General features: G+C 40.2%; 19 protein-coding genes. 7 read left to right on the forward strand and 12 right to left on the reverse strand.

What is annotated here, in order from left to right; all coding sequences use genetic code 11:
- Positions 1 to 91: 91 nt before the first annotated feature.
- The 10 genes from OK025_RS02070 to OK025_RS02115 all read right to left on the reverse strand — a co-directional run bounded on the left by OK025_RS02070 (position 92) and on the right by OK025_RS02115 (position 17543).
- Positions 92 to 2248 (reverse strand): IPT/TIG domain-containing protein, encoded by a 2157-nt coding sequence (locus OK025_RS02070; RefSeq protein ID WP_317668146.1) that lies wholly within the window; start codon positions 2246 to 2248, stop codon positions 92 to 94.
- Between the two features lie 61 nt (positions 2249 to 2309).
- The gene (locus tag OK025_RS02075; RefSeq protein WP_317668147.1) at positions 2310 to 5561 is read right to left on the reverse strand and encodes a carboxypeptidase regulatory-like domain-containing protein; all 3252 of its coding nucleotides are present in this window, start codon (positions 5559 to 5561) and stop codon (positions 2310 to 2312) included.
- 100 nt (positions 5562 to 5661) lie between these two features.
- Positions 5662 to 6660 (reverse strand): fasciclin domain-containing protein, encoded by a 999-nt coding sequence (locus OK025_RS02080; RefSeq protein WP_317668148.1) that lies wholly within the window; start codon positions 6658 to 6660, stop codon positions 5662 to 5664.
- A gap of 3 nt (positions 6661 to 6663) precedes the next feature.
- The gene (locus tag OK025_RS02085) at positions 6664 to 8007 is read right to left on the reverse strand and encodes a fasciclin domain-containing protein (protein WP_317668149.1); all 1344 of its coding nucleotides are present in this window, start codon (positions 8005 to 8007) and stop codon (positions 6664 to 6666) included.
- The gene (locus tag OK025_RS02090; protein ID WP_317668150.1) at positions 7997 to 9118 is read right to left on the reverse strand and encodes a fasciclin domain-containing protein; all 1122 of its coding nucleotides are present in this window, start codon (positions 9116 to 9118) and stop codon (positions 7997 to 7999) included. Before OK025_RS02090 ends, OK025_RS02085 begins: the two co-directional genes overlap by 11 nt.
- Positions 9119 to 9129: 11 nt before the next feature.
- Positions 9130 to 10335, reverse strand: a complete 1206-nt coding sequence (locus OK025_RS02095) for a hypothetical protein (RefSeq protein ID WP_317668151.1) — start codon at positions 10333 to 10335, stop codon at positions 9130 to 9132.
- Positions 10335 to 12068 (reverse strand): DUF4397 domain-containing protein, encoded by a 1734-nt coding sequence (locus tag OK025_RS02100; protein WP_317668152.1) that lies wholly within the window; start codon positions 12066 to 12068, stop codon positions 10335 to 10337. Before OK025_RS02100 ends, OK025_RS02095 begins: the two co-directional genes overlap by 1 nt.
- Positions 12069 to 12072: 4 nt before the next feature.
- A complete protein-coding gene (locus OK025_RS02105) occupies positions 12073 to 15537 on the reverse strand; it encodes a TonB-dependent receptor (protein WP_317668153.1) in 3465 nt (1154 codons plus the stop codon).
- Between the two features lie 131 nt (positions 15538 to 15668).
- Positions 15669 to 16862, reverse strand: coding sequence for a FecR domain-containing protein (locus OK025_RS02110; protein ID WP_317668154.1), 1194 nt, complete (start codon positions 16860 to 16862; stop codon positions 15669 to 15671).
- A 60-nt stretch (positions 16863 to 16922) separates the two neighbouring features.
- Positions 16923 to 17543, reverse strand: a complete 621-nt coding sequence (locus tag OK025_RS02115; RefSeq protein WP_317668155.1) for a sigma-70 family RNA polymerase sigma factor — start codon at positions 17541 to 17543, stop codon at positions 16923 to 16925.
- Positions 17544 to 17781: 238 nt separating this feature from the next.
- Here OK025_RS02115 and OK025_RS02120 point away from each other — a divergent pair, with 238 nt between their 5' ends.
- A complete protein-coding gene (locus tag OK025_RS02120) occupies positions 17782 to 18210 on the forward strand; it encodes a DinB family protein (protein ID WP_317668156.1) in 429 nt (142 codons plus the stop codon).
- Positions 18211 to 18214: 4 nt separating this feature from the next.
- Here the strand turns inward: OK025_RS02120 and OK025_RS02125 are convergent, their stop codons facing one another.
- Entirely contained in the window at positions 18215 to 18601 is a 387-nt protein-coding gene (locus OK025_RS02125) for a helix-turn-helix domain-containing protein (protein WP_317668157.1), read from the reverse strand.
- Between the two features lie 158 nt (positions 18602 to 18759).
- On the opposite strand from OK025_RS02125, the gene OK025_RS02130 reads away from it, so the two are divergent.
- The 6 genes from OK025_RS02130 (at position 18760) to OK025_RS02155 (ending at position 23514) form a co-directional block, all read left to right on the forward strand.
- Positions 18760 to 19752, forward strand: a complete 993-nt coding sequence (locus OK025_RS02130) for an NADP-dependent oxidoreductase (protein ID WP_317668158.1) — start codon at positions 18760 to 18762, stop codon at positions 19750 to 19752.
- Entirely contained in the window at positions 19749 to 20216 is a 468-nt protein-coding gene (locus OK025_RS02135; protein ID WP_201665862.1) for a cupin domain-containing protein, read from the forward strand. The genes OK025_RS02130 and OK025_RS02135 overlap by 4 nt, the downstream gene beginning before the upstream one ends.
- A gap of 115 nt (positions 20217 to 20331) precedes the next feature.
- Positions 20332 to 20898: a Crp/Fnr family transcriptional regulator gene (locus tag OK025_RS02140; RefSeq protein WP_201665863.1), complete on the forward strand. Its 567-nt coding sequence runs from the start codon at positions 20332 to 20334 to the stop codon at positions 20896 to 20898.
- A 58-nt stretch (positions 20899 to 20956) separates the two neighbouring features.
- On the forward strand, positions 20957 to 21538 hold the full coding sequence (locus OK025_RS02145; protein WP_182982788.1) for an NAD(P)H-dependent oxidoreductase: 582 nt from the start codon (positions 20957 to 20959) through the stop codon (positions 21536 to 21538).
- Between the two features lie 122 nt (positions 21539 to 21660).
- Entirely contained in the window at positions 21661 to 22935 is a 1275-nt protein-coding gene (locus OK025_RS02150) for an adenylosuccinate synthase (protein ID WP_317668159.1), read from the forward strand.
- 12 nt (positions 22936 to 22947) lie between these two features.
- Positions 22948 to 23514: a Crp/Fnr family transcriptional regulator gene (locus OK025_RS02155; protein WP_317668160.1), complete on the forward strand. Its 567-nt coding sequence runs from the start codon at positions 22948 to 22950 to the stop codon at positions 23512 to 23514.
- A 116-nt stretch (positions 23515 to 23630) separates the two neighbouring features.
- Here the strand turns inward: OK025_RS02155 and OK025_RS02160 are convergent, their stop codons facing one another.
- Entirely contained in the window at positions 23631 to 24866 is a 1236-nt protein-coding gene (locus OK025_RS02160; protein ID WP_317668161.1) for a porin, read from the reverse strand.
- Between the last annotated feature and the right edge of the window lie 351 nt (positions 24867 to 25217).

Genomic DNA, 25217 nt, shown 5'->3' on the forward strand with positions numbered 1-25217 from the left:
ATAAAAATCCCCGACACGTACGCCGCATTATTTTTAAAGAGAGGAGCTCCTAAAAAAAAATACGATTGCATCGGGGATTTATGTACAATTATTATTTTAGAAACAGTTTCCGAATAGCTTTATTACCAACATCCAGAAGATAGATATTACCTTCCTTATCCACTACCACATCTTTTATCAGACCAAACCGTGCTGTCGATAAAGTTCCATCCGCATATCCATTCGTTCCCTTTATCAAAGTAATCACTTCTCGTGTCGACATATTGACCTCCCGAATAGCATAATTGTGGTTATCGGCAACAATCAATCTGTTATTTAATCCTGCTGTGATACCGCCTATTCCGTTGAAATATGTGTTCGTTCCAATCCCATCTTGATAGCCCGCATCCGAACCTCCAACCCAACGTTCCCCACGTGCATCACCCGGTCTTACAATTTCGATCCCGTTATTGCTGCTCGTGTTCTGATCCGAATAATATAAAACTCCTTGACTATCCACAAAGGGCTTAGCCATTACCCAACTAGGTCCGGGTACCTTCGTATAACCTCCAGCCAGGTTGACTTTGTTTATTCCCTGCGCAAAACCAGCTACTGCCACATATAAATTCCCTGACAGATCTAAACACATTGCACCCGGAGAAAATCCTTTTGCATGTACCGTCCGTTTGCCCGCAGGTGTAATTTTAAAAATCTGATTTGCTCGCTGATCACTGACATAAATATTATTTTGTGGGTCAACAACTATTCCTGTAGGATAGTCGAATACAGCATTGGCACCATCTACCTGCAAAATAGATACACTTCCGGTCGGGGACACCTTTTTAACTTGTTTATTCTCCGGATCTGCGACATATAAATTTCCCTGCGCATCTATCGCCATTCCAGCTAGGTTATTGCCGAATACCGTACTTCCTGGCCCCCCTACGAATGTCATTACACCTGCACGACGGAACGGTTGCGGTGCTAAAGCATCCTGACCGCCAACGATTACCTTTACCTCGCCTGTTGCAACACCCTGTGGTGCCTCCATAACCAACTTATTCTCACTAGCACTTGTCACAGGGGTCAAAACACCATTAAAATAAACCCTATTTTCGGCAGCATTTGTACTAAATCCAGTTCCCAATAAAGTTACACTTGTTCCCGCCAAACCATTGTCTGGACTTATAGAACGAATACCAAGCGTCTGATCCTTAAACTGTGGTCCTTCCACGGATTGATCGTTGACTACAACCCTTACCTTTCCAGATCCAGTTCCACCAGGAATGATCAACTTAAGCTGATTTTCACTACTTGAAGAAATAGCAACTTGCTTTCCATTTATAAAAACCTGATTTTCATCAAGTTCTTTACTAAATAATAGCCCATTTATTATCATTTCAGCCCCTTTTGGGCCACTCAAAGGAGAGACTGCGCCGATTTCAGGCTTGCCTACAACCGTAAATTTCGGACCCGAAATCTTCTGTTCATTGATATTCACGGATAGAGGTCCGGTACTGACACCAGCTGGAGCCACTACGACAATTTTTTCAGGACTAGACTCCAATACGACCGCGATCTTTCCATTGAAATCAACGATATTCCCCGAATTGACTTTTTCGAAGCCTTCACCCATTAGGGTAACTTTGGTTCCCGCCCCACCTGTTAATGGTTTAATACTGCGGACGACCTGATAAGTAAAATTCTGTCCTTGCGACTTTTTACCATCCACACGAACTTCTACAGCACCATACCCCGCATCTTCGGGAATTTCTGCAACGATTAATTTATCTGTAACACTCACAACCAAAGCTTTTTTGCCATTAACATAGACTTCTGCAGGTTTATCTGTACTACCAAAGCCCTCCCCATCAATCCGTAGTTGGGTGCCGCCTGTACCATTTGTCGGAAAAATTTTTGAGACTGAAAGATCTTGATAGGTATACGTACCAACATCAAAACTATTACTTCCATACTTCAAGACAATTCCGCCACTTTTGTCACCTTTTGGCACACGTAAAACAACCGATGTTGGAGTAGCGCTTATCACCTCTGCCGAACTCCCTGCAACTGTTGCAGAAAATTCTGTAATTGCCCCGCTGAAGCCTTGTCCTTCAATCGTAACTAGTGTGCCAGCTTTACCAGAATTAGGGTAATAACTATCCACTTTAGCCGGAATTTTATCGACCAATTCTTCCTTTTTACTGCAACCGATCGTCGCAATAGCCATCCATATAGATATGATGACTAGATTAATTGTATTTTTCATTGGAATAAATTCTTATAACTATATATCCGCTATCCTTTTAGGTTTTTCCCAAATGACCAAACTAGAATGTATATCGAACCCCACCTTGTATTTGTGCTCTTGAGTTAAAATAATCGATGCTATAAGGCTGCCCAGGATCACTAAAGGTAAATACGGGCCAGCTATCAGCATTTTGCCTCGGCGGAAATAATGATGGGGTAAGGCCCACACTACTCGTCGAATTAAATGTATTGGGCGAAAAATATTGAATACCCCATTTCTTGGAGATTAGATTAGTCAAGTTCATAACATCCACCGAAAATGTTATAAATTGTTTCTTTGACTTCTGAAGAAAGAGATCATGTGCAATTCGAAGATCTGCCTGTACATTCCATGGTGTACGTCCCATATTACGCGCTGTAAAATCACCCCTACGGGAGCTCAGATAATCATTACCATCAATGAACCGATTAAAAGCATCTGCTTGCTGCTGAGCAGAAAGACCATTTGCAAGATCTTTAAAGTAATGAATTGTTTCCGTCTGTCTTGGAATATAAACCAAACTTACTTGTTGTGGCAAGCCTTGTATGCTGTTATTGACGATACCATAGGTAAATGGACTTCCAGATTGCGCACTGACATACAAGGTAAAATTCGTACGTCCTGCATTACGCCAAGTTTGTTCGTAATTTACACTCGAAACGATACGGTGACGGATATCGAAATTGCTGTAAGCTAACTTTGGATTATTAGGGACAAGTGACTGATTCAGTTGCCAGTTACTTTCCATAGAATTACGTACGCCATTACTTAAATCCTTTGATTCTCCATAGGTATAGCTCAGTGTGGCATTCAATTTTTCTTTGATCGTTTTCCCAATGGTCCCTGTTATACTGTAGCGGTAGCCTTGATTGGTATTACTCAGAAGATATACATTCGAGAAACGATTATCCACAGTACCGCTATAAACAGGTTGTTGTTTATTGAGGTCATACCCATACCATAATGGGTTATCCTTGTTGTTCAGCTGCTGAAATAGAACATCTTTAATATTCTTTGTATAAATACCTTCAACCGTAAATTTCCAGCTTTCCACCTTGTAATCTATACCCAAGCTGGACCGCAACACCTGTGGCAGCACAAAATTGTTATCGACCAGATCAACCTGCGTTTTTCCGGTACTTGGATCATTTATGACAGCGCCATTCTGCGCTATAAACTCACCTATTCCATTCGGACTTGGCTTTATAGGGTCAGACCCAGGTGCAAATGGTTTCTGGTCTGCTTTTTGATCGAAAGCACCATAACTGTTACCCGTATTATAGTATGCATAAGCCAACCAGGCAAACGGTATACGTCCTGTAAACAAACCGGCGCCACCCCGGACAGTCAATTGCTTATTGTCCATTGCCTCCCATCGAAAGCCAATTCTCGGAGACAACTGTATTCTATTTAGAAACTCATTTCTTAACCGATTTGGTGGCGTATAGGTGTAGGTTGTGCCAAAAGTGGGGTCAGACCACATGTCATTGACTTTATCACTTCGTGTCGGCATTGTTGGCAATGCTGCCAAATCCGCACGGAGTCCAGGTATGATTTGGAAACGATCATTTATACGGATTTCATCCTGAATGTAGAGACTATACATACCAACAGAGAAGTTAGCCGCGGGATGATCCAAAATGTAAGAACGTGAATTATCCTTATAGTTGTAACTTCCTCTTACGCGATACGGAACATTCGCGACGAAATCCGCAATACTATTGTAATCAACCCGACCATTCCAACTGTTAACAAACCCATACCGAATGCGATAAAGCTCATTATGTGTTCCAAATAACAATTTATGCCTACCTTTTGTCCAATTTAGATTGGCCGTAATCTCCCAGGTACCTTGGCGCATATTAAATATACTAGCTTCACGATCAGTTCCAAGATAAATTGTTGTGCCCGGTGTACGCCCCTGTATCTGTACCTGAGGTAAGGAAGGATCACTCAAAGGGTCACGCCGATCATTTACCTGTGTATATCCCAACACAATATTGGAAGAAAGATTATTACTGAATCTACTTTTCAATTCTGCAACGGTACTTGTTTGGTTGTTCTCTTGTTCAAAGGCCATACTACTGAACCGAAAATCCTGTTGATCCCGATCCATATGAGTTGCTTTACTAAAGATTGTATTGTTACGGATTGCCAACTGATGTTTGGCATTTATATTCCAGTCTAAACGATTGAAAAACTTGGTTGACCGGGACCAATTTGTATAATTACCTGCGGTTCCAATATTAAAAATATCACCATAGCGAGAACGAGCGGCTTCGGCTATTGCTTCTACATCTCGTTGCTCCAGAATATGAGCTGTTTCGATAGTTCCAACACGCAACTGCGTAGGATCTTGGCGCCTGGTAAACTCCTCATTACTGAAAAAGAATAATTTATCTTTTATTAAAGGAAATCCTATTCGGAAACCTGTTTGATAATCATAAAAATCTCTATTCATTTTCCCCAAAGTTCCCACACGGTCCTTACCCGTTAACGCGGCATTCCGTCCATAGGCGTAAACCGAACCTTCAACTTGGTTTGTACCACTTCGAGTGACAGCATTGACCGAGCCGCCTGTAAAATTTCCGATCTTGACATCGTAGGGAGCCAAATATACTTGCATATCCTGAATGGCATCTATTGATATGGTGTTTGTTCTTGTACTGCTCCCCGCCATTCCTGAGGTCCCCGTTTGTCCGCCAAGAGAGGGGCTAAAACCTATTGCATCATTATTGATGGCACCGTCTATCGTGACATTATTATACCTAAAGTTTGTACCACCGAAACTATTATCGCGACTTCCTTGAGGTGTAAGCCGGGTTACATCGGTAATCGAACGGTTGACTGTAGGCATATTCCTGACTTGCTCACCACTGAAATGATTTCCGGTCCCTACTGTCCCTGCCCTTGTATCAGCTCTTCGGCCAGTCACAACAACCTCACTAAGTGTTTCATTACGCTGTTGCATAATAAAATCAGTCTGCAAGGTTTCTCCCAAACGCACAAATATATTTTCTTTACGTTCTGTTTGTAATCCAATGCTACTTACATCAACTGTATATGGACCGCCAATACGAATATTATTTAAAGTAAAACGTCCATCTTTATCGGTCGATTGCACATAACGGGTTCCCGTTGGTGTGTGTATCACAGTAACGGTCGCCTTCTCCACAAGAGTTCCACTGCTACTTTGCACCTTTCCGTTAATTGTACCCGAAGTTTCCTGCGCAAAAGAATTGATTGCTTGCAAAAGAAATAAAAAGAGTAAAATTAGCTTTAGTATTGACATTATAGGATAGAAAGTCATGGTTGATCTTCCTATGCATATACTGTCATATTGATATCTATTCATTGCTATGTTTCATTAATTCGTTAGATAAATCTTCTTATTACTGTGTTAGCCGTAGACCCTGATCAACAATATGTAGTACCCCATCTCCGGTAAGGATATCCTGTTTCTGTAATAAGACATCAGTTGTATTTCCCAAACCCCGAAGTGTTATACCGCTAAAAGAGCCCGGAGAACTGGTATTTGGAACCAACTTAATGTCTACACTGTTACCATCTAGCATGGTTTGCTTAGACATATTTGTATTACCCGTACTCAAGATATAGTCATACACAAAACGACGGTCATGGAGAATATGATAGCGGACTAATTTTTTCAGATCGTCTAAATTGGCTAGCTCCACATCCTGCACGGATTGAAATCCCAGCAGAGTCATTGCAGCATTATTTGGTGCAAAAACTGTATAGGCTCCCTGATTTGTCTTATCGGATAAAATGCCGGTCCTTTTTATAGCACGAGCAAATATGCTGATACTCGCATCTGCGTTGATAGCATCGACAATCTTATCATGTACATAAGGAGTCATAACGCGGTCGAGCACTTGAATCAGTCCATTAGATGCAGGCAAATTTTGTGTCAATATACGTGCTCCATTCAATGTCAGTACTGTATCAGCTCCTTTTACCCAATGTGTGGCATAGACCTTACCGCGACGTGTTTTCAATTCCTGATTGAACAGAAAAGGAAGCTTATCTAGCTCATATTTCCCATCCAGTATATGATAATTAGCGATATTAGAAACTATTGCTGCGCGTTCAGACAGCATGCTCACTACAGTTGGATAACCCGCCTTTCCAAAGGCATTGTCGGATGGAGCAAGCAAAGTATAGGGACCTTCGCCCTTTTGCAGCTCTTTATCCATGTTACTGACACGTAATGCAGCATTAAATACCGATAAATTAAAATTATCGGCAACGACCAAGTTGACCTTATTATTGTCAAAATTCGTCGTGTTTTCTTCCTTTTTACAAGCAAATAATAGATTGATCGTCAGCAAAAATAGGCTACACTTGCTATAACTAAAATTATGTCGTCTCATCTTTTATTTAAGTTTAAATCCTTTTGGAAGCAGTAGGTTATCAACAACGTGGATCGGCCCATTGACCGTATTGATATCTGTCTCAATAATATTGATCGGTGCTTGCTCAGCTTCTTTGATTTTCATTTGGATCTGGTTTCCATTTTTAGAAAAAGCTAACGGCATTTTATAAGCGTATTGAACCTGACTATTTCCCCCTATATTCACATAGTAATCGTTTAACAAGGCAGGATCCAGATCATTACTATAAAAGACGGTATTATTAGATAGCGCTATGCCATAAGCAGGATCCTCAGTTGCAAACACTCTGCCCCAATTGCGATGAAAACTGAATAAAGTATCTGTCGGATATGCTCCACGTGGTTCAAAATACATGTCGTCGTATCTTACATCTCCCCTTTTAGCATTAAAAGCCAAAATATCGGCCACGCTTTTAAAGCCTGCTTTTCGAAAGGCATCATCTGTTGGTGCAAAGGTGGCTGTCAGGTTAATATTAGGTATCTCATTGTAAAATGGATCCCTATCTATATCCCAGCCTCGTTGATAGGGAACTCTGGCCTCTGGATAATAGCTCAAAAATTCCTCTTTACTCATACGATATCCCCATAGAGGTTCAATATCATCCAACATTTTTTCATAAAACATTTCCTCGGACAAACGTTGGGATTCCACAAAAAAAGTAAACCTTCCGTCGGCTATTAGCGCCTCCAATATGGTCATAGTAGGCTTTTCGATCACTTTTTCCAACATATAGATACCGCCATTTGTCGCGGGCTCATAAGCTAATTTTCCTTTAGACTTACCATTGACTAGCAAATCGCCATCTTTCACAGCCAGATAATGACGATAAGCATAGATGTCGTAACGTCTGCCAACTGGCTCGGTATTATCATAAAAAGGTACTCGATAATTTTGATTTTTTAACATCGAGCGAACCATGAGACTATATTTACCAAGTTTAATTTGGTTAAGATCTCCTAAAAAACTGTAAAATTGGACGAAATCGGCAGCTTCCTCAGTAGTCATTTTTTGAACAGTCTCTAGTGTTATTCCAACTTGCTTCAACGCATTATCGGCTGGCACCAGTACGGTCACTTTTGTATTGACTCCAGCAGCCTTGATCAGTGCTACAATGTTACTTTTCTGCCATGCTGCTAAAAAAACTTTTGCTTCGTTATGCGTTGTCAATAGTTGCGTAACATCCTGTGAAGCTTCGTTTTTATAGGGAACTTCCTCCCCCACAAGCTCCGGCATGAACTCAGTTTTTTGGCAAGATAGCAGTACAGACACAGCAGTAGTACATAACAACAGCATATACCAAACGGCATTTATTGATTTATTTTTCATCTTTTCCTTTTTTTATCGCTTGATCTGGGTTCACCAGCCCTTGATCTAAATCATGTACCAGACCATTACTACACAAATAGTCCATTTTAGCGCCGACAGCATAAGTTACATCAGCGAGTATAATCGAATAGAAAGTATCATTGTCCCGAAGTCTCATATTATAACTCAATTTCCAGGTCGGATAGACTTCATTGGCAAAATATTCCATATAATGTACTTTATCTTTCAAGTGGTATTTGTAATTACCGTTCGAATTAATGATCGTAAAAACCTGTGAATCCGATATAAAAAAATGTTTATCGTACATAATATAGGCACCAAACAATACCTCGGGGACGTAATTCTGTGGAACAGCACTATCCAAAAATTCCATCGTAATCCCTCTCTTTTCTAGGGCCTCATTTGTTGGTGCAAATACCGTAAAAGGGCCTTTTCCAGCAAACTGATCCCACAGACCAAATTTCTTCAGTCCTGCCACAAAAACGGTATAGTCTTTCTTGTCACTGAGCCAATCCTGAATATTTTTTTCAAATTGTGGTTTCATGACCTTATCCAGCACATGCAAAACCCCATTGGATAAAACCACGTCTTTGCGGATCGCTTTCGCTCCGCTAAAAAACAGCATATTCACGGGATTAGTAGCCCCAGGTGATATAGAACCGATTGAGGCGTACAATTCGGAACCTTCGAGTGTTGCATATCTAAAATCCACCGAGTTGCTCGGAATATCGCTCACATATAGGCGCCTCGGGAGAATATGATAAGAAATCAGTCTCCGCAAGCTATCCTTATTCATTCGATCAAAATCGGTTGGACGAAACACACCGATCTCATTAAAAGCGAGATCGTTTGGCACGAGAACTGTAAATGGACCTTTGCCATTTAGTTCGACATTCAGACCCGTTTTCTCCAGCGCCGCATCAAAGAGGCGCATTTCATAATTATTATGAATAAAATCGGCCGCTGGCCGTATATTTTCATTAGGTTGGGGCACCGTGAGATTATCATGTTTGCAGCCTTGTAGCAGCAACATAAATAAGCACGCAGAAAACCAGCCCATGGCATGAAGCAGTGAAACTTTCTGTTCTATTTTGCTATTATATTGAATCATTTCTGCTAATTTTAGTAAATAGGTGGAGCATATTTTCGTTGTATGGTAGTTAGGTAGACGCGACCATTGACAATTTCGATCGTATTGACCGTTGCGAAAGTGCGTGGGTTATCCTTTCCCGAATGTACATTGACCAACAAATTTGGAAGCAGTGTTCCGTTTTCATTACTGGTCAACCCTACTTTTCCGTTCAGGATACAATTAAGTACAGCCCAGTTGCTACCTGTATTTCTCTCACTATCATAAAATGGATTCGTGACGGGATCCATTCCAGGTGTAAAAAAGTCAAATCGTTGCCAAATAGCTGTGCGGATACCGTTGGATTTACTACTCGCCCATAACGGAAAACTTGCATAGGCGTTCACTTCGTTTGAACTTGTATTACGTTTAACGGTCGTCAAAAAACGTCCTTGGTAACCATTTACTTTCGCAGCATAATGGCTGAGCTCTTCCTGACTTTCATAAAGTGACAAAAACACATTCATTTCATCTTTGACGCCATTTTTGAAGCTTTTCAATCGATAATCATCATCTTTTAAGCTTGCATCAGCTTCCCAGAAGCCTTTTGCACTCATATTGTAAAAGTTTACGTACACCAATGAATCTGATAATGGAAGCTTATAGAAATTTTCATGTCTCAATAAGATTCCATGATCCTTCTTTATAAAATCCCTTTGCAAAAGATGGAGTGTATAAACTTCTTTGCTTTGAAGATTGATCACCGTGTCAATCAGAATGTCATTTTTCAAACGATCTTCCAATTCAAAGAAGGGTACCGTATTTTTTGGACGATACGCAAATACGACCCTTATCTCGCCTGAGGGTACCTGAGCCCAGCTACTTAAGTCAAATCCGTTTAAAATAGGACCGACTAGAACATTTTCCTTTCCTGGATATTCGGGATTGCTTGGGTCTGTACTGTTCCCGATGTGCGAAGGATATGGGGGAGCATAAGGATCTCTTTTATCCAAGAAATCACCTACAATTTCCGCTCCTGTAAATTTTCCATCAGATCCTATTTTTGGATTGATAAGCATGCAGAAATAGGGTACTTTATCATCCTTGCTCCCCATAGTCTGTACGTAATTGACATTATTAAAAACACGTAGATAAGCCGGCTCGGCAATCTGTGTATATTCAATTTTCGTACAGGAACCAAGCAATAGTATAAAAATGGCCAATAGCCAAATACGATTTGATATATTTTGCTTTTTCATTATTTATTATGTTTGATAATGATCATTCGCGCTTTTTCTTTATCGGACAATCCCGAACCACTTTTTCCAATCAACGCTACAGTATAAATTCCTGGCTCAAATGCTGGCAGAGGCCTTCCAATGGTTGTATACAGCGATTTATTTGCTATAAACTCCGTCGATTGCAATACCTCAATATCGTCGGCCCAGACACCTGGTATTACGTCCGGTTTAGAACGATAAGCCATTATTGCATAGGGATTCGTCATAATATTTACATTGGTATAAGGCATATTAACCGAAGGAATCCCAGGTTGCAGATTTACATTGCCACTGTTCCCCAAGGGCTGTCCGTTAGGCAATGTAAAAGTGATATAAGGATTGCTTGCCGACAGATTTAAAAAGCGATTAAAGAAGAAGAATTTAAAAGCTAGCCGGCTGTATGTCCCATCGTCTTCAGCAGGTAAAGGCATAGTACCACTCAAATCATTGGAAATGAGAAGCAACTGAGCCTTTCCATTTCGGTCAGGATAGAGCCATAACGTATAATTTTGATTGCTCCGCAATTCCTGCTTTATTGTAGCGAGTACGTTTCCAGCTGCATCTATAGCCTCTATATCATATTGCTTCTGGGTAAACACACTGTAATTGCTTCCCTTTCCAAATCCGATACCGCTGGCAATAACCTTTCCATCGACCCGAAACCCTATCGATTGATCCTTATATGCATTTACACCTTGTATCCTCAAATAACTTTGATTCGTTGGCGCAGCAATATCTGTCATGATCTGAAACGAATTTTGATAGACTGAAACTGTCTCATTCAGCTCATTGGAAAAATAATTAAATCGCTGTGGGCTGACTACGATCGTATAAACACCACCAGGTTGAAAATCCTGAATCGGAGCATAAGTAAAATTAGTAGAATTCGCATAATCTTTTGGAATGGTGGAAGTCGGTAAATCAATGAGCCCGTATTCAAACCGACCTGAGCCCAAAGAAGGGAGGGGTCTGCCATCTGCTAGCAATATCTTGAATTGATAGGTTCCATAAGGCAACTCGATGTATTCAGAACTAATCTGAGAAGCTGCTATTGCACTGGTTTTTTGATCCACCAATGTACCATCGGCATAGGCTAAAGAAATTGGACCAACGAGATTTTCTTGCGGACCATTCATTCCAATAGCTGGATTTTTAATTGTCCCACTGAGATTAACAATGCGGATTTTAAAATGGTCTGGCTTAGTGGGACTAGTCATAGCACGCGTTAGTGCAACAACTTCCGGTTGACCATTCATGAATAAGGAAGGAAGCAAAAAATAATCACTAGGTTGTTCATAACTATTTTTCACCTTGACTTTTAAATCATGGTTCAAACCAAACCCCTGATAAAAGCGAGCTGCAAACGTAAGATCGGCCTCTTCTTTCTGGTCAAAAAGATCTTGTGGCACTGTCCATATCTTTGTCAAACGCCCGTCTGTCGGGAAATATGAGGTTCCAGGATATTTATGATTCCCCGGATTTAACGGATGCAACACAACAAAACTTGTCAAGCTGTCGCCATTAGCAATAACCTGATTAAAGTCAGATAGATTTACAATTCTAGTATTTGAATTTGGCCGGTTTTCAGTTACAGGACGATTGTCATTAATCACATCCAGTTTTTCCTTTTTACAAGAAACAAAGGATAAAAAACATAAAGCTGTAACACCAAAAAACCGACAACTCACACGTTTAAACATACTGATTTTCATTAGATTAAAATAAGTTATAGGTAAAACCGATCATAATTTCCGCACCGCGCTTATAACTTCTGTTGATATACTCATTTCCATACCACTTTCCTCCGGTTTGCGGATTAGCATAAACAGTTTTAATAGCAGGATTCATTATATTTTTGGCATAGCCTTTAAACAAGATCCGTTTATTGAGCTTTTGGGAAAAAACAAAATCAAGGTAAGGCACGGGCTGTGTATACAGATCCGGTTCCCCTGTCAGATTAATTTGGACTAAGCGTTCCCCAACCATATTAAAGGTCACAGTGAGATCGGTTCCTGATTTGTCGTTATCATAGTTTAACCAAGCATTAATCGAATAAGGAGCCTGTTCAAACAACGGACTATTTTTTGGGGTATATCTATCCAGTGAACGATTTGCTTCATAACGCTCCTCAGATTTTTTAATTTCACTTTGTGCCAATAAAAGATTGGTACCCAAAAACAAGTTTTTTAAAGGATCATATAAGGTTCCCAAATTCTTGACAACTTCAAATTCCAATCCCCATACCTTACCAATATTACCGTCATTCTGAAATTGGATGGTTGGAAATTCCGGATAAGTAGCAGCTAACCCCTGAGTTTTTAGATTAAAGACCTTAACCAATTGATTTTCTATACGCTTTCCAAAAGCTGACACGGCAATGACCTCTCCTTTAGCAGGAAACCATTCCCAACGAAAATCCGCATTTTGGGTATATTGGTTTTTCAAATTGGGATTACCAACAACTAAGCCCATTTGAAAGGCATCAAATTCAAATACATTGGTAATCTCACGCAATTCGGGTCTCGCCAGAGTCGTGTTGAAGGCCCCACGAAAATTCATATTGTCATTCAACGTATAGGTTGCATTGACAGAATAGAATGGTTTATATTTTGTTTTATAGACAGAATTGGGATTAATCGGATCCAGTGGAATACGTGTACCATCTGGAGATGTTGCGGTCAGTGCAGGGTCTAAAAATACATTCGCAGTATCCACTGCCGAACCAATATTTGTCATCTCAAACCGAACTCCTCCGGCCATGCGGAATCGTTCAGCGATCTTGAGATCCAGCATACCATATAATGCATTGGTTTCAAAATAACCCTTGTAGTTATTTGGTGATTTTTGGCTATTGTATAGAAATCCACCTACTGGCATCATACCTTCACCCTGCCCCGCTTTTGGTAATACAACACCCACAATTTCATTGCTTACCAAACGGTCTAAATTGCCTTGGACGTCATATAAAGGAATGGCCTTATTACCCGTAAAATTTGAACCTGGCAGAAACAGCTGGTTTTCTGTAAATTTACGATCCCTAAATAAATAATTGAACCCCGTTTTAAACAACTGTTTTTCGCCCAATAGCCTGAAAGGAAAACTCAGATCAGCTTTTGCATTAAAATTATCTTCGTTCAAATTTCGCCATCTCCGACCATTAGGTTCAGCTTGAATAATGCCATAATTTCCAAATCCATTTACATAGCCCGATGTAAGTGCATAGAGATGTTCAGAATATACATAGTCATCAAAATGAGCCTGCTCACCTATAATGGGACGTCGATACCATCCCCCACCCCGAGGTTTGTAGTCTACAAGACTTGCAAATCTAAAATCCGGATCATTCTGCGTGGACTTTGACGTTGCAACATTATAACTCAAACGAGGCGAGAGCTCATTTTTCAAAAACTTATGTTCGCCCTGTAGGTTAAAGGTATTCAGATTACGGAAAGTCTGTTTAAGCGAATGAATAGTACTTCTGACTTCGCCAGGCAAACCCGAATACTCATAGCGTCCATTTAAATTTGTTGCGATAGACTCTCCTCCCCAGCTTCCCAAATATTGCATACTGACCTCATGCTGTGGATTAAAGCGGTAGGTGACCCCTACAAGTGTACCATAGTTTAGTGTTTCGGTTCCTGTATTTTCACGATAAGTTTGATACTTCCCCATAAAAAGACTATTCGGTGTAATATAATTGGGAATATTCCTAAAACTATAAATATCAGGGTTACCGGTTACCACTCCTTGATAGATGCTATACTGGGTCAGTTCGCCCTGATAAATATCAGCGGTTCTTCTATAATAATTTCCTCCGACGACAAGTCCCAGTTTGTGTTTTCCAAAAACATCATAACTGTTACCGAATGTTGCCGAGTAAAGTTGATTCATGGGCGCGCGACGGTATCGAGTCGTCATAACGGGATCAAACCCTTTCATAATCGTATTAACCCGGTTTACTTCTTGGTATCCTGAAGGACTATAGTTGCTATTGGCGATCATATCCTGGATGGAACTTAATCCATTGGGATATTGTGTTGCAAGATTTAGAAAATCCGAGGAAAGGTCTTTTTTATTGATTCGTGTCCCCAATAACCCCATCTCACTGTTCCAAAAGCTGTTATAATTCCCCCCCAAACCAATGTTCGAATTGAGCCCGGTTTGAGCGATAAGCTCAAATGTCATTTTCTCAGGCACAGATTTCGTTTTGAGCTCAACGATGCCCGAAGCAGCATCGGCAGGTTTGTCTGGTGTTACTGTTTTATAAACGGTAATATTATCCAATAAGGAAGCCGGAACGAGATCCAACGGGATGGCACTACGGTCAGGATCAGAAGAAGCCAATCGTACGCCGTTCAACTGACCGATCACAGATCGATCACCTAGCCCTCTTATCGCAACATATTTATCATCAGTCACCGTAACACCAGTAACGCGTTGTAATGCCTGTGTAGTCGTGATACTGGCCGTACGCTCAATCAATTCGGCCGAAATAGCATCCTGTACAATAGAAGCGCGTTTACGTTCTTCCAGCACAGCCGTTTCAGTGTTCATTTTACGCCTTGCCTGAACGGTGACCTCTTCCAATGCTGTAGCAAGAGGGCTCAAACCAATGACAAGGTTGTCCTTCACATCATTAATTTCAATTTCCTTGGTCTGATAGCCCAGATAGGAAAGAACGAGAACAGTGGGGATTTTAGAAATCGATAACGAAAAATTTCCATTTGCATCAGAATTCGTTCCTCCAGATGTCCCTTTAACACGGATTGAAACACCGGCCAATGTCCTTTTTGTCTGTTGATCAATAACTCGACCAACCAAGCGCTGCTGCAATACATCGGCGGGCTTTTCCAGCACAGTCCGAAGCGCCGTAACAACAACCAGTTTATTTTTCACAACATAACCGAACGGTTGTCCTGCAAAACATATATTCAATGCTTCTTCAACAGTTGCATTGTTTAGATTGACATTAACGGGTTTTGCTCGATTAAAGAGCCCATTATCGTAAAAAAAATCATAACCGCTCTGCTGCCTTATCTCTTTTAATATAGCTGGGATATGACTATTTTGTTTGTTAAGTGTAATACGTTGACCGTAAGTAAACGCACTGACTTTCACCAACAAACAAGTTAAAAATACCATGGTGATTTTCATAACACGCATGCATTGATAAAAACTCATATATTTGTTGTTGTTAATATTATTTGATGATCATTGAATCGCAACATGATCGATAAGCTTAACACATTGACCAAAGGTGTTACCAGCACCTTTGGTTGTTTTTATCCGGCTTATCGTAAAAATTAGATAGGTCAATCTATCACAATAAGCCTCCTTCCATTTAGCGTTAATTTTACTTTTCCTGTTGTTTGCAACATATCAATAATGGTAGATAGCGGTTGAGAACGCGACACCATACCATCAAATTTCAGCTTCTCAAGCCGTTCCGGACATACTACATCCACGTTGTACCATCTTGAAACTTTACGCAGCAGACTTACCAATTCCTCTCCTTTAAAAACAAAGTCACCATTTATCCAAGCTACTTCCTGAGAAATATCGACATTTTCTACACGCAGGGCTTCACTTAACAAAGCCCGCTGTCCTGGTTTTAAGAGCACCGATTCATTTCTTTTTTTCGAACTAACGCGCACACTTCCCTCCAATAACGTTGTTGTTGTATAAGGTTCGTCATCATATGCGTTGACATTGAAATGCGTACCAAGTACCTCTATTTTTTGATTTGCTGTCTCCACGTAAAAAGGAATTCGTTTTCCCATTCCAGTCTCAATTTTTGCAATTTCAAAGTAAACCTCTCCGGTCATATGGACATGCCGTTCGTTTTCATTAAATTTCAAAGGATATGTCAGGGTTGAATTTGCATTGAGAAAAGCTTTCGATCCATCTGGCAATATAATTTGATATTGATTTCCCTTATTCGTCGCAATTTTATTCATTGCTGTACTGGCGATCCGCTCCTTTTCAACAGCCTTATACACCAATTCACCAGCGTTGTTCTTTTGAATTTTTACCCCGCCCTGAAGTGCAACAACACTTCCATTCTTTATATCAGCTAAGGAAACAACGGAGCCATCTTTTAGTGTTAATAAGGCATCATCCTTTCCCGGAGCACCAATATGCTGTACATTTTTTGGCTGTTCTTCAGCAAGCTGTTGTTTAAATAGAAACAGTGAGATAGCGCCAACAACGACTAGGAGCGCCGCAATTTTTAACCAGACAGCCATACCAATTTCTGTAAAGCTGCGCTGGTTAGCGCGCTTTTTTATTTGAGACTGCAAACGCTCATAGTTTGTTTGAACGGATAGTTCACCCGCATAATGTCCCATTGCCACAATGGTTTCCTGCAACTCCGCTATGGATGCTTTATGTTCAGGATATTTTTGTAACCATTTTTCCCATTTTTCGATATCCTCTTTATTTGTTCCCTTACAATAGTTCACAAAAGATTCGTCCAATAATAACGCTTGCAAATTAAGTTCGTTCATACTACTCTAATCGTAATTTATACAATAGAGTGAGCTGGGTCATTTTTTCACTACTCGTTTTTAAGAAAAAATCAACAAAAATGAAGAAAGTAGCCCTACGGCAACTTTAAGAAAGATTTCTTGTTCACTAGAAAGGTTATTTTTTATTTTTTCTAGGGATTTATAAATGGTATTATAGATCGTATGGATCGAAACCTGATTGGCATCAGCGATTTCCTGATAAGAAAGATCCAAAAAAAATCGTTGGTAAATCACCAGTCGTTGTTTTGTCCCTAATTGCTCCATATGCTCCTCAACCAACTGTGTTACGGTATTTGTTGTTACCGCACGGATATGTTGGTCTTCAACAGAGTGATGGATTGACGGATCATGGATTTCTTCCACAAAATCCAAATCTGTCAGCTGCAATGATTCCTTGCGGAAAAGTTTTTGAAAGAAAACCGTAATAATGTAATTATGATGATTACGTATCTGACAATTACTGGACTTTTTCTCCCATAGATGTAGAAACACATCATTCACGCTATCCTGAACACGCTGTACCGACATTTTCTTTTTTAGCCCCAAATAAGAAAGATAGTGGTAATAATGTTTATATAACGTATAAAATGATTCTTCACACTCCTCCTCCACAAATTTGTCCCAAATATTTCTTAGATCTTTTCCGGTTAGTGCAAACATGATATCTTGGTAACAATGACTTTATACAAAAAAAGGAAAGTCTTATTAACAAGAGATTAACCAAAGATGAAGAATAGGAAAATTGTATGTAAATTGGAATTAGAAAATCAATACCAATTCTTCCTATAGCTGTAACGTGTAAATAAAGGCAAAGGGTAGGAAAAAACTAATCATTGGAAAATTTTAATACAAAATTGACAGACGTATATTTCTTGCAGATAGACTTCGCGAAGTTTTTTTGAATGGACGTTGGATTGCCAATACCAACTATCAGGAACAACTATTGGATACGACCTGGGAACAGGCCATATTCAAAATAAATGATCTGAATTCTATCGCTGCCCTAACCTATCATATCAATTATTACCTCGAGGGATTACTTATGGCATTTGAGCATGGAAAATTGGAAATCAGCGATAAATACAGCTTTGATATCCCGCCTATCCGATCCAAAGCCGATTGGAATGCGCTAGTAGATCGATTCCTAAAAAACGCAGCAACATTTGCCGACAACATTGCCCAATTTGAAGAAAACCTCTTCGATCAGCCATTTATTGATAAAAAGTATGGATCTTACCTTAGAAATATCGAAGGTGTAATCGAACATAGCTATTATCACCTTGGTCAGATTTCACTGATCAAAAAGTTAATTCTTCAATCGGAGTAAATTGTTATTTCGCTAATGCAGTGAGTTCCTGTTTCACTTTCTCTCGGTATTCCAAACCCCAACTGACCAGGGATTCGGTGACGGGGAACACACTTTTACCATAGGCCGTAATTTTATAAAACACTTTAACGGGGTCTTCACTTGGCTGGCGGGCGACTAACAAGTTTAGTTCAAGGTCTCGAAGTTCTTTCGTCAACACTTTTGCAGAAATTCCCTGAACCTCCCGTTCCATTTTTTTGAAATGGATTTCCTGCGACTCCCGATTAGCCAAATAACGCAATATCATCAATTTCCATTTTCCGCCCAAAATATCCAGTGCGTCACGCATAGCACGCAATTCTTCTGTACAACTCGCCTCCCGCATTTGATTTCCGTCCAAAACTTGTCCCATATTGATTTCTAACGACTAGTTACCACTTGTTAACTACCAACAAATATATAGCAAACGAAAGGTAGATTTGTCATAACAACTATATAAGATGTAAAATCTATGGATGCCGTGTAAATTATTTCCAATTTGATTTTTCATCCCTTAAAATAGATAGAGTTATGAACGCCGTTATATTAGATAAAGACAATCAATTGATAAATGCCAACGTTGACCTTCCTCCATTGAAGTCCAACGAGGTGAAAATTAAAATAATAGCTTCCGCAATCAATCCCATAGACTACCAAATGCGTGAAAATGAATTTGAACGACGTTATTTATATTCCCCTATACTTGGTAGAGAAGGGGCAGGAATTATTACAGATAAAGGTTCAGAAGTAAGTGAATATGCAATTGGAGATGAAGTGTTTTTTGCCTGTGGTAGCATGGGCAGCAACGGGACCTATGCAGCATCCATTCAGTTACCAGCCGGACTCATTGGCCCTAAGCCAAAAAATATTTCGTTTGAGCAAGCCGCAGCACTTCCTACCGCTGGCAACACCGCATTACAGGTTTTCGACAGAGCAACAATTAATCCGCAAGACCATATCTTCCTAACCGGCGCGTCAGGGGGCGTGGGTCTTTTTGTATTAAAGTTACTCCTGGCTAACGGCATTAAAAATATCATGGCAACTGCAGGAAGTATGAATAGTATTGAAAAACTTCACCAACTGGGACTACAAAAAGACAGTATCATCAATTATCGAAAAGAGAATTTAACGGAAATAATCATGCGTAGAAGTAATCAGCAGCGTATAGATGTCGCTATCGATGCGGTGGGTCAGCGGCTCTCGGAAGTTGCCGCCGCAGTATTAAAGCCCTATGGAACTTATATCGACATCACACATTTTACGACCGCGGCAGCAAGAGACCAACTATTTAGTTCAGCCGCACAGATCATCAATATATCCAACTTTATCCACGCGCAAAAACTAAATTATCCCTATTTCAAAAATGGGCTGGATCGGATCAGACACAATATTGAGCAAGAAATTATTCAACCCGCCCCTATTTATCTTATTGGTAAACTGAGCCCAGAAACAATAGAAAAAGGGCATCTAATGTTGAAAAACAACCAGACTCAAGGCAATAAATTAATTATACAAAATCAATGAGAACTATACCTAGACGAATCGTGACAGGCATACGTGCCGGCAAATCCTTTATCGAAGCGGATGCATTGGTCGATAATGTATCGGAGCACTATCCCAATCTCGTTATTTCCGATATCTGGCAAACCAGTCAAATGCCGGCCAAGTTTGAGAAAGAGCATCCCATAGAAAACAATGCTATACCCCAAGTCATCAAAAATGGCACCTACTTCCGCTATGTACAGATCCCACCCGATCGGGAACTTGGTATAGAAACAGCGATTGGCACCCCTCATCCCCTCATGCATCAAACGGCAAGCTTGGATTACATCGTTATTCTTTCAGGAGAGATTTACTTGATTACAGACACAGAAGAAACGCTTTTACAGGCCGGCGATATTGTGATCCAACGTGGCACCAATCATGCTTGGAGCAATCGCTCCGATCAAATGTGTCTACAGTTGGCAATTCTAATCGATGCGAATTAAAAATCTACCTATTACTCAATCGGCAAACTAAACTCGGAAAAATACACATAGCGTCGATTGAAGCACATCGAATTTATGTTGCAGGAACACCACAATTTTTCTAAGTTTGGACTTCATGATAGCAGCATATTTTCGGTCTTTGCGTCTGTTTGAGGAAGAAGAGATCAATCAGATTGTTCAGCTTTTTGAATACAGAAAGCTGAACAAAAACGACTTTTTTGTTAAAGAGAATCAACCTTGTCATGAGGTTGCTTTTATACAATCAGGGATATTCCGTTCTTATTATAGCAGCGCAAACAAGGAAGATATTACCTATTGTTTTCGCTTTCCCAATACCTGGATAGCGGCCTACTCCTCCTTTATTACAGGCGGGCCGAGTACGGAGACCATGCAGGCCATCACCCCTGCCGAACTATGGACGATCAAAAAAAACACCATTGATACACTCGCCACGAATAGCTTAAAATGGACAAAGTACCTTAAAATGATTGCCGAGGAACAATATCTTGAGCTTGAAAAGCGCGTCTTTCAACTGCAAAAAGAAACCGCATCACAACGTTATGCCAATTTACTCAAAGATCATCCTGAGTTTATCCAACAACTTCCTTTACAATATCTTGCTTCTTATTTAGGCATCACACAACGTCATTTAAGTCGTATTCGCAGCGAAATTTCTTTTTAGACATTTGTCCTATAAAGACGGTGGCTCTATCGGTATTTTTGTAATGTAATACGACATCATGCAGAAAAAAATACTTATTATCAATGGTCACCCGAATCGGGAATCCTTCAATTTTGGCATTGCAAATGCTTATCAAGAAGCTGCGGTAGCGTCCGGAGCTACAGTACGAACAATCCATATTATTGACCTGGACTTCAATCCAAACCTTGAATTTGGTTATCGTAAACGGACAGAACTGGAACAGGACCTACTTCTTGCCTGGGAAGACATATTATGGGCGGATCATTTGGTCTGGATACATCCCGTTTGGTGGGGCGGTCTTCCTGCCTTGATGAAAGGCTTTATCGATAGATTATTTTTACCTGGACGGGCCTTTCAATACCGCGAAAATTCTCTTTTTTGGGACAAATTGCTAAAAGGAAAATCTGCCCGGATCATTACAACACTCGATCAACCAAGTTGGTATTATGCATTAGTTTACGGCAGACCAAGTGTTAATCAACTCAAAAGATCCACCCTTCAATTTTGTGGAATATCGCCGGTTAAAGTCACCTATATCGGAATTATCAAAACTTCCGATCCTATTAAACGAAATAAATGGCTACAAAAAGTACAACGGTTGGGACACAAACAAGCTTAAGCGCAATCCAAACGCATTAAGACTGCTGGCCAAATGATAATGAGGAGCACTTTTTGCCAAATGGCAATTGTCCTCCGCTTTGCAAGCCCTAGCTTTGACCATAAATTCAAGACAAACGCAATATGGACATTCTAATTGGGCTCCAGTGGGGAGACGAGGGTAAAGGAAAATTCATTGATCTGATCGGAAGCGACTATGATATTATCGCCCGATTTAATGGCGGCGCGAATGCCGGACATAGTATCTATTATCAAGGTAACAAGGTTACACTAAAACTACTTCCATCAGGCATCTTTTCGTCGCATGTCAAAAACATTATTGGCACCGGTGTGGTGGTTGACCCATTAGCATTCAAAGCGGAAATCGAAGAACTAGCGCACATTATGCCAGATCAAGATCTCGTTGATAGAATTTTGATATCCCAAAAAGCGCATCTCGTTTTACCGACCCATCGCTATTGGGATATCTATATGGAACAGTCCCCATTGTATCGGACGATAGGAACGACCAAAAATGGAATTGCACCAAGCTATTCCAATAAAATACTAAGACAGAACCTTCGTGTTGGTGATATTCACTCGGATAGTTTTAATACGGACGTATATCAAATTTTAAACCGTCAATACAATGAACTACAGCTTTTGGGACAAGAAATGCCTGCATTCGAAGAGCTTTACCACGATTTTATTCAGGGATGCGCTTCCTTAAAACAAGTGCCAATTATAGATACTGAAATCTTTCTGAACAAGGCAATCCGAGATGGCAAGAAGGTATTGGCGGAAGGTGCGCAGGCAACCCTGCTTGACATCGACCATGGAAGTTATCCTTATGTGACCTCATCAAATACGATTGCCTCCGCAGCCTGTGTAAGCTTGGGTGTGTCGCCTAAACTGGTGGACAAAATTTATGGTGTTACAAAAGCCTATTGCACCCGTGTGGGTAATGGCATTTTTCCAACGGAGATCACAGGACAAGCTGCCAATGATTTACGGGAAAAAGGCGCTGAATTCGGTTCCAATACCAAGCGTCCCCGTCGTGTCGGCTGGCTGGATCTTCCAGCATTAAAATATGCCGTCATGTTAAATGGAGTCACTCAGCTTGTTCTTACGAAAGCTGACATCTTGAACGAAATGGCTGCCATCCCCGTCTGTACACATTATAAAATAGATGAACAAAAAATTTCCTTAGCATTTCCCCAATCCGCTGAACAAGAAATTAAACCAATCTGGAAATATTTAAAAGGTTGGAATACCGATTTCTCTAACATCAAGCAGGCAAACTTACTTCCAGAAACCTTGGGTGCATTTATCTCCTTTTTAGAAGACGAGTTACAAGTTCCCATAACGTATCTTTCAACAGGACCTCAACGTGAAGAATTGATTAACTTAGCGAAGTAATATAAAGGTAACATGGAGCAATTACTGGAATACATCCGAAAATTTGGACAGCTCGATTTGCGAGAAGAGAACTTAATTCGACAGGCATTCGAAAAAAAAAGTATTCCAAAGTCAAGCTATTTTGTCGCTTGCGGTAAAATAAACAATAGCATTGCTTTTGTGGAATCGGGAGTATTCCGTTCGCTCTATTACAACAGTAAAGGCGATGATTTTACCCGTTATTTCATCTATGAAGGTCGTTTTATTGGGGATCTTCAGAGCTTCTTGGATCGAACACCATCCAATGACTATATAGAATCCCTTACAGATACCGAAATCTGGAGCCTTGATTTTGACAACTTTACACTCCTTGAAAAGGAAATTAAAGTTTGGCCATTGTTAATGGCCAAACTTTATGGTTTTGTGGTGGAAAGTAAGCTAAAAACGGCAAATACCATGATGAATCTCGATGCCAAAGAACGCTATCTACTATTCTTGAAGCTTTACCCTGGTTTGGCCAATCGTGTTCCATTAGCCATGTTAGCATCCTATTTAGGGATTACCGCATCATCCCTGAGCCGGATTCGGAAAAATATCTAACATTTTCTTTGCCGCTGAATCAAAGCCAGAAAAGGCCTTTTGGCAAATTTCACAAGTTTAATTCAGATCCTTTCGGCTCCCTTGTCTATCTCATAAGAACAGTGATCGTTGCCGACTTACCAGCGATAAAGCAGCCTTGTAGTGAAGACATTATCTTTCAGATCAGCCGAAAAGTTTGGTAAACTTGTCGTTTCGTTCGTCACATGCTCATTATATACGGTCAATTTTATCCTATTGTTAATCTGATATGCAAGACCATAGCCCAGCGTACTAAACTTAACATCACCATCGGCCGTAAAATTATCAGGCATGCCGATTGTCATGCCACTTGCTTTAGTATTTGGATCATAGACGTCATATGCTAACAGCGCAGTTATACCGGTCTTAGCAATCTCTTGCGTAAACCAAAGATAATATCCGTTAAATTTTCGTTGATAAAGGTCTGTTGTCGGTTGGGTCGTGAAACTCCTACTGGCATAAGGACCTTTGATATCGGTACCACCTGCCACCCCTGGCTGATCACCGGCAACATATTCTGTTTTAAAACTGGACTTTCCCAAGCTGCTATCAAACTCGACCTGTAAGTTAGCTCCATAGTAATTTCTGCCGATGGCTTTACCTTCATTATCATCGCTGGTATGCGCTGTATACCCATTGCTATTGGGTGTATAGTAGGTTTTGGTATCGTTACGAACCGAACCCTTATAGAACGAGCCACCAAACCCCAAATGGAGTTTTTTATCTGCTAGGCTATCAAATTTAAAAGCAAGATTACCGATCAGATCTTTTTTGGAATCATAATCTTTAGCCGAATGGCCGCTACCATTCACCAAGGCTAAATCTAAGTTTAAGAATTTAGCTTTACCGCCAGGGTGATAGCTTACCATCCCTCCAAGATCACGTTCGCGTGGCATCAACGTCTGGAATACACGTGCCCGTTCCGGAAAATCACGATAGCCTGATGAGTACACAATGGAATATCCAAAAGGTCTATTGAAAAGACCCGCCGTTAAACTTAGACCTTTTTGGCTTGGGTGGCGCAATTGAATAAAAGCATCCATCAGTTGTACACCGTCCTGGGTTGCATCCAACTGAAAGACAATACTGGAGTACGTATCCACGCGGTCAATTTTAAGACGTCCCCTGCGGATCATAAACCTGTTATCCGAATTCTTTGAAAAATCACCACCCGAAAATGAAGTAATTCCGGGAGATTGCGCTTTCTGAAACTGTGTCTGAAGGTACCCCGTAATCTTGATATCATGTGGATCATAGCTGGAGGGCGCATTATTATTTTGCGCAAGCGCTACGACAGGACCTATCAGGGCTAAGAGTAAAAGTGCTTTTTTCATGAGAATTTTAAATAAATTATCTTTTTCGCTTGTGATGATATGATACGAGTAGAATCATTTTTCCATCTTCTATTCCATCATCTTTCAACGGCGTAAAAATAGATTCTCAATATTAAGTTAATATTAATAAATTGTTAGTCTATTAATTTATATACATAAAATTAACGATTTAGTAATAAACGAAAGATCGCTTCGATAGAATTAGTACACAAGAAAAGTTAAAAACCATTGATTTCATTCATATTTTCTAATACATTAGAATATTTTCGACAGAATGGTAAGGAGTACACTGTAATAACTTCGGAATTGTTACTTTATAACAAATATAAAAATAGTAGTAAAAACTCAATC

The sequence above is a fragment of the Sphingobacterium sp. UGAL515B_05 genome (assembly GCF_033097525.1).
Taxonomy (GTDB): Bacteria; Bacteroidota; Bacteroidia; order Sphingobacteriales; family Sphingobacteriaceae; genus Sphingobacterium.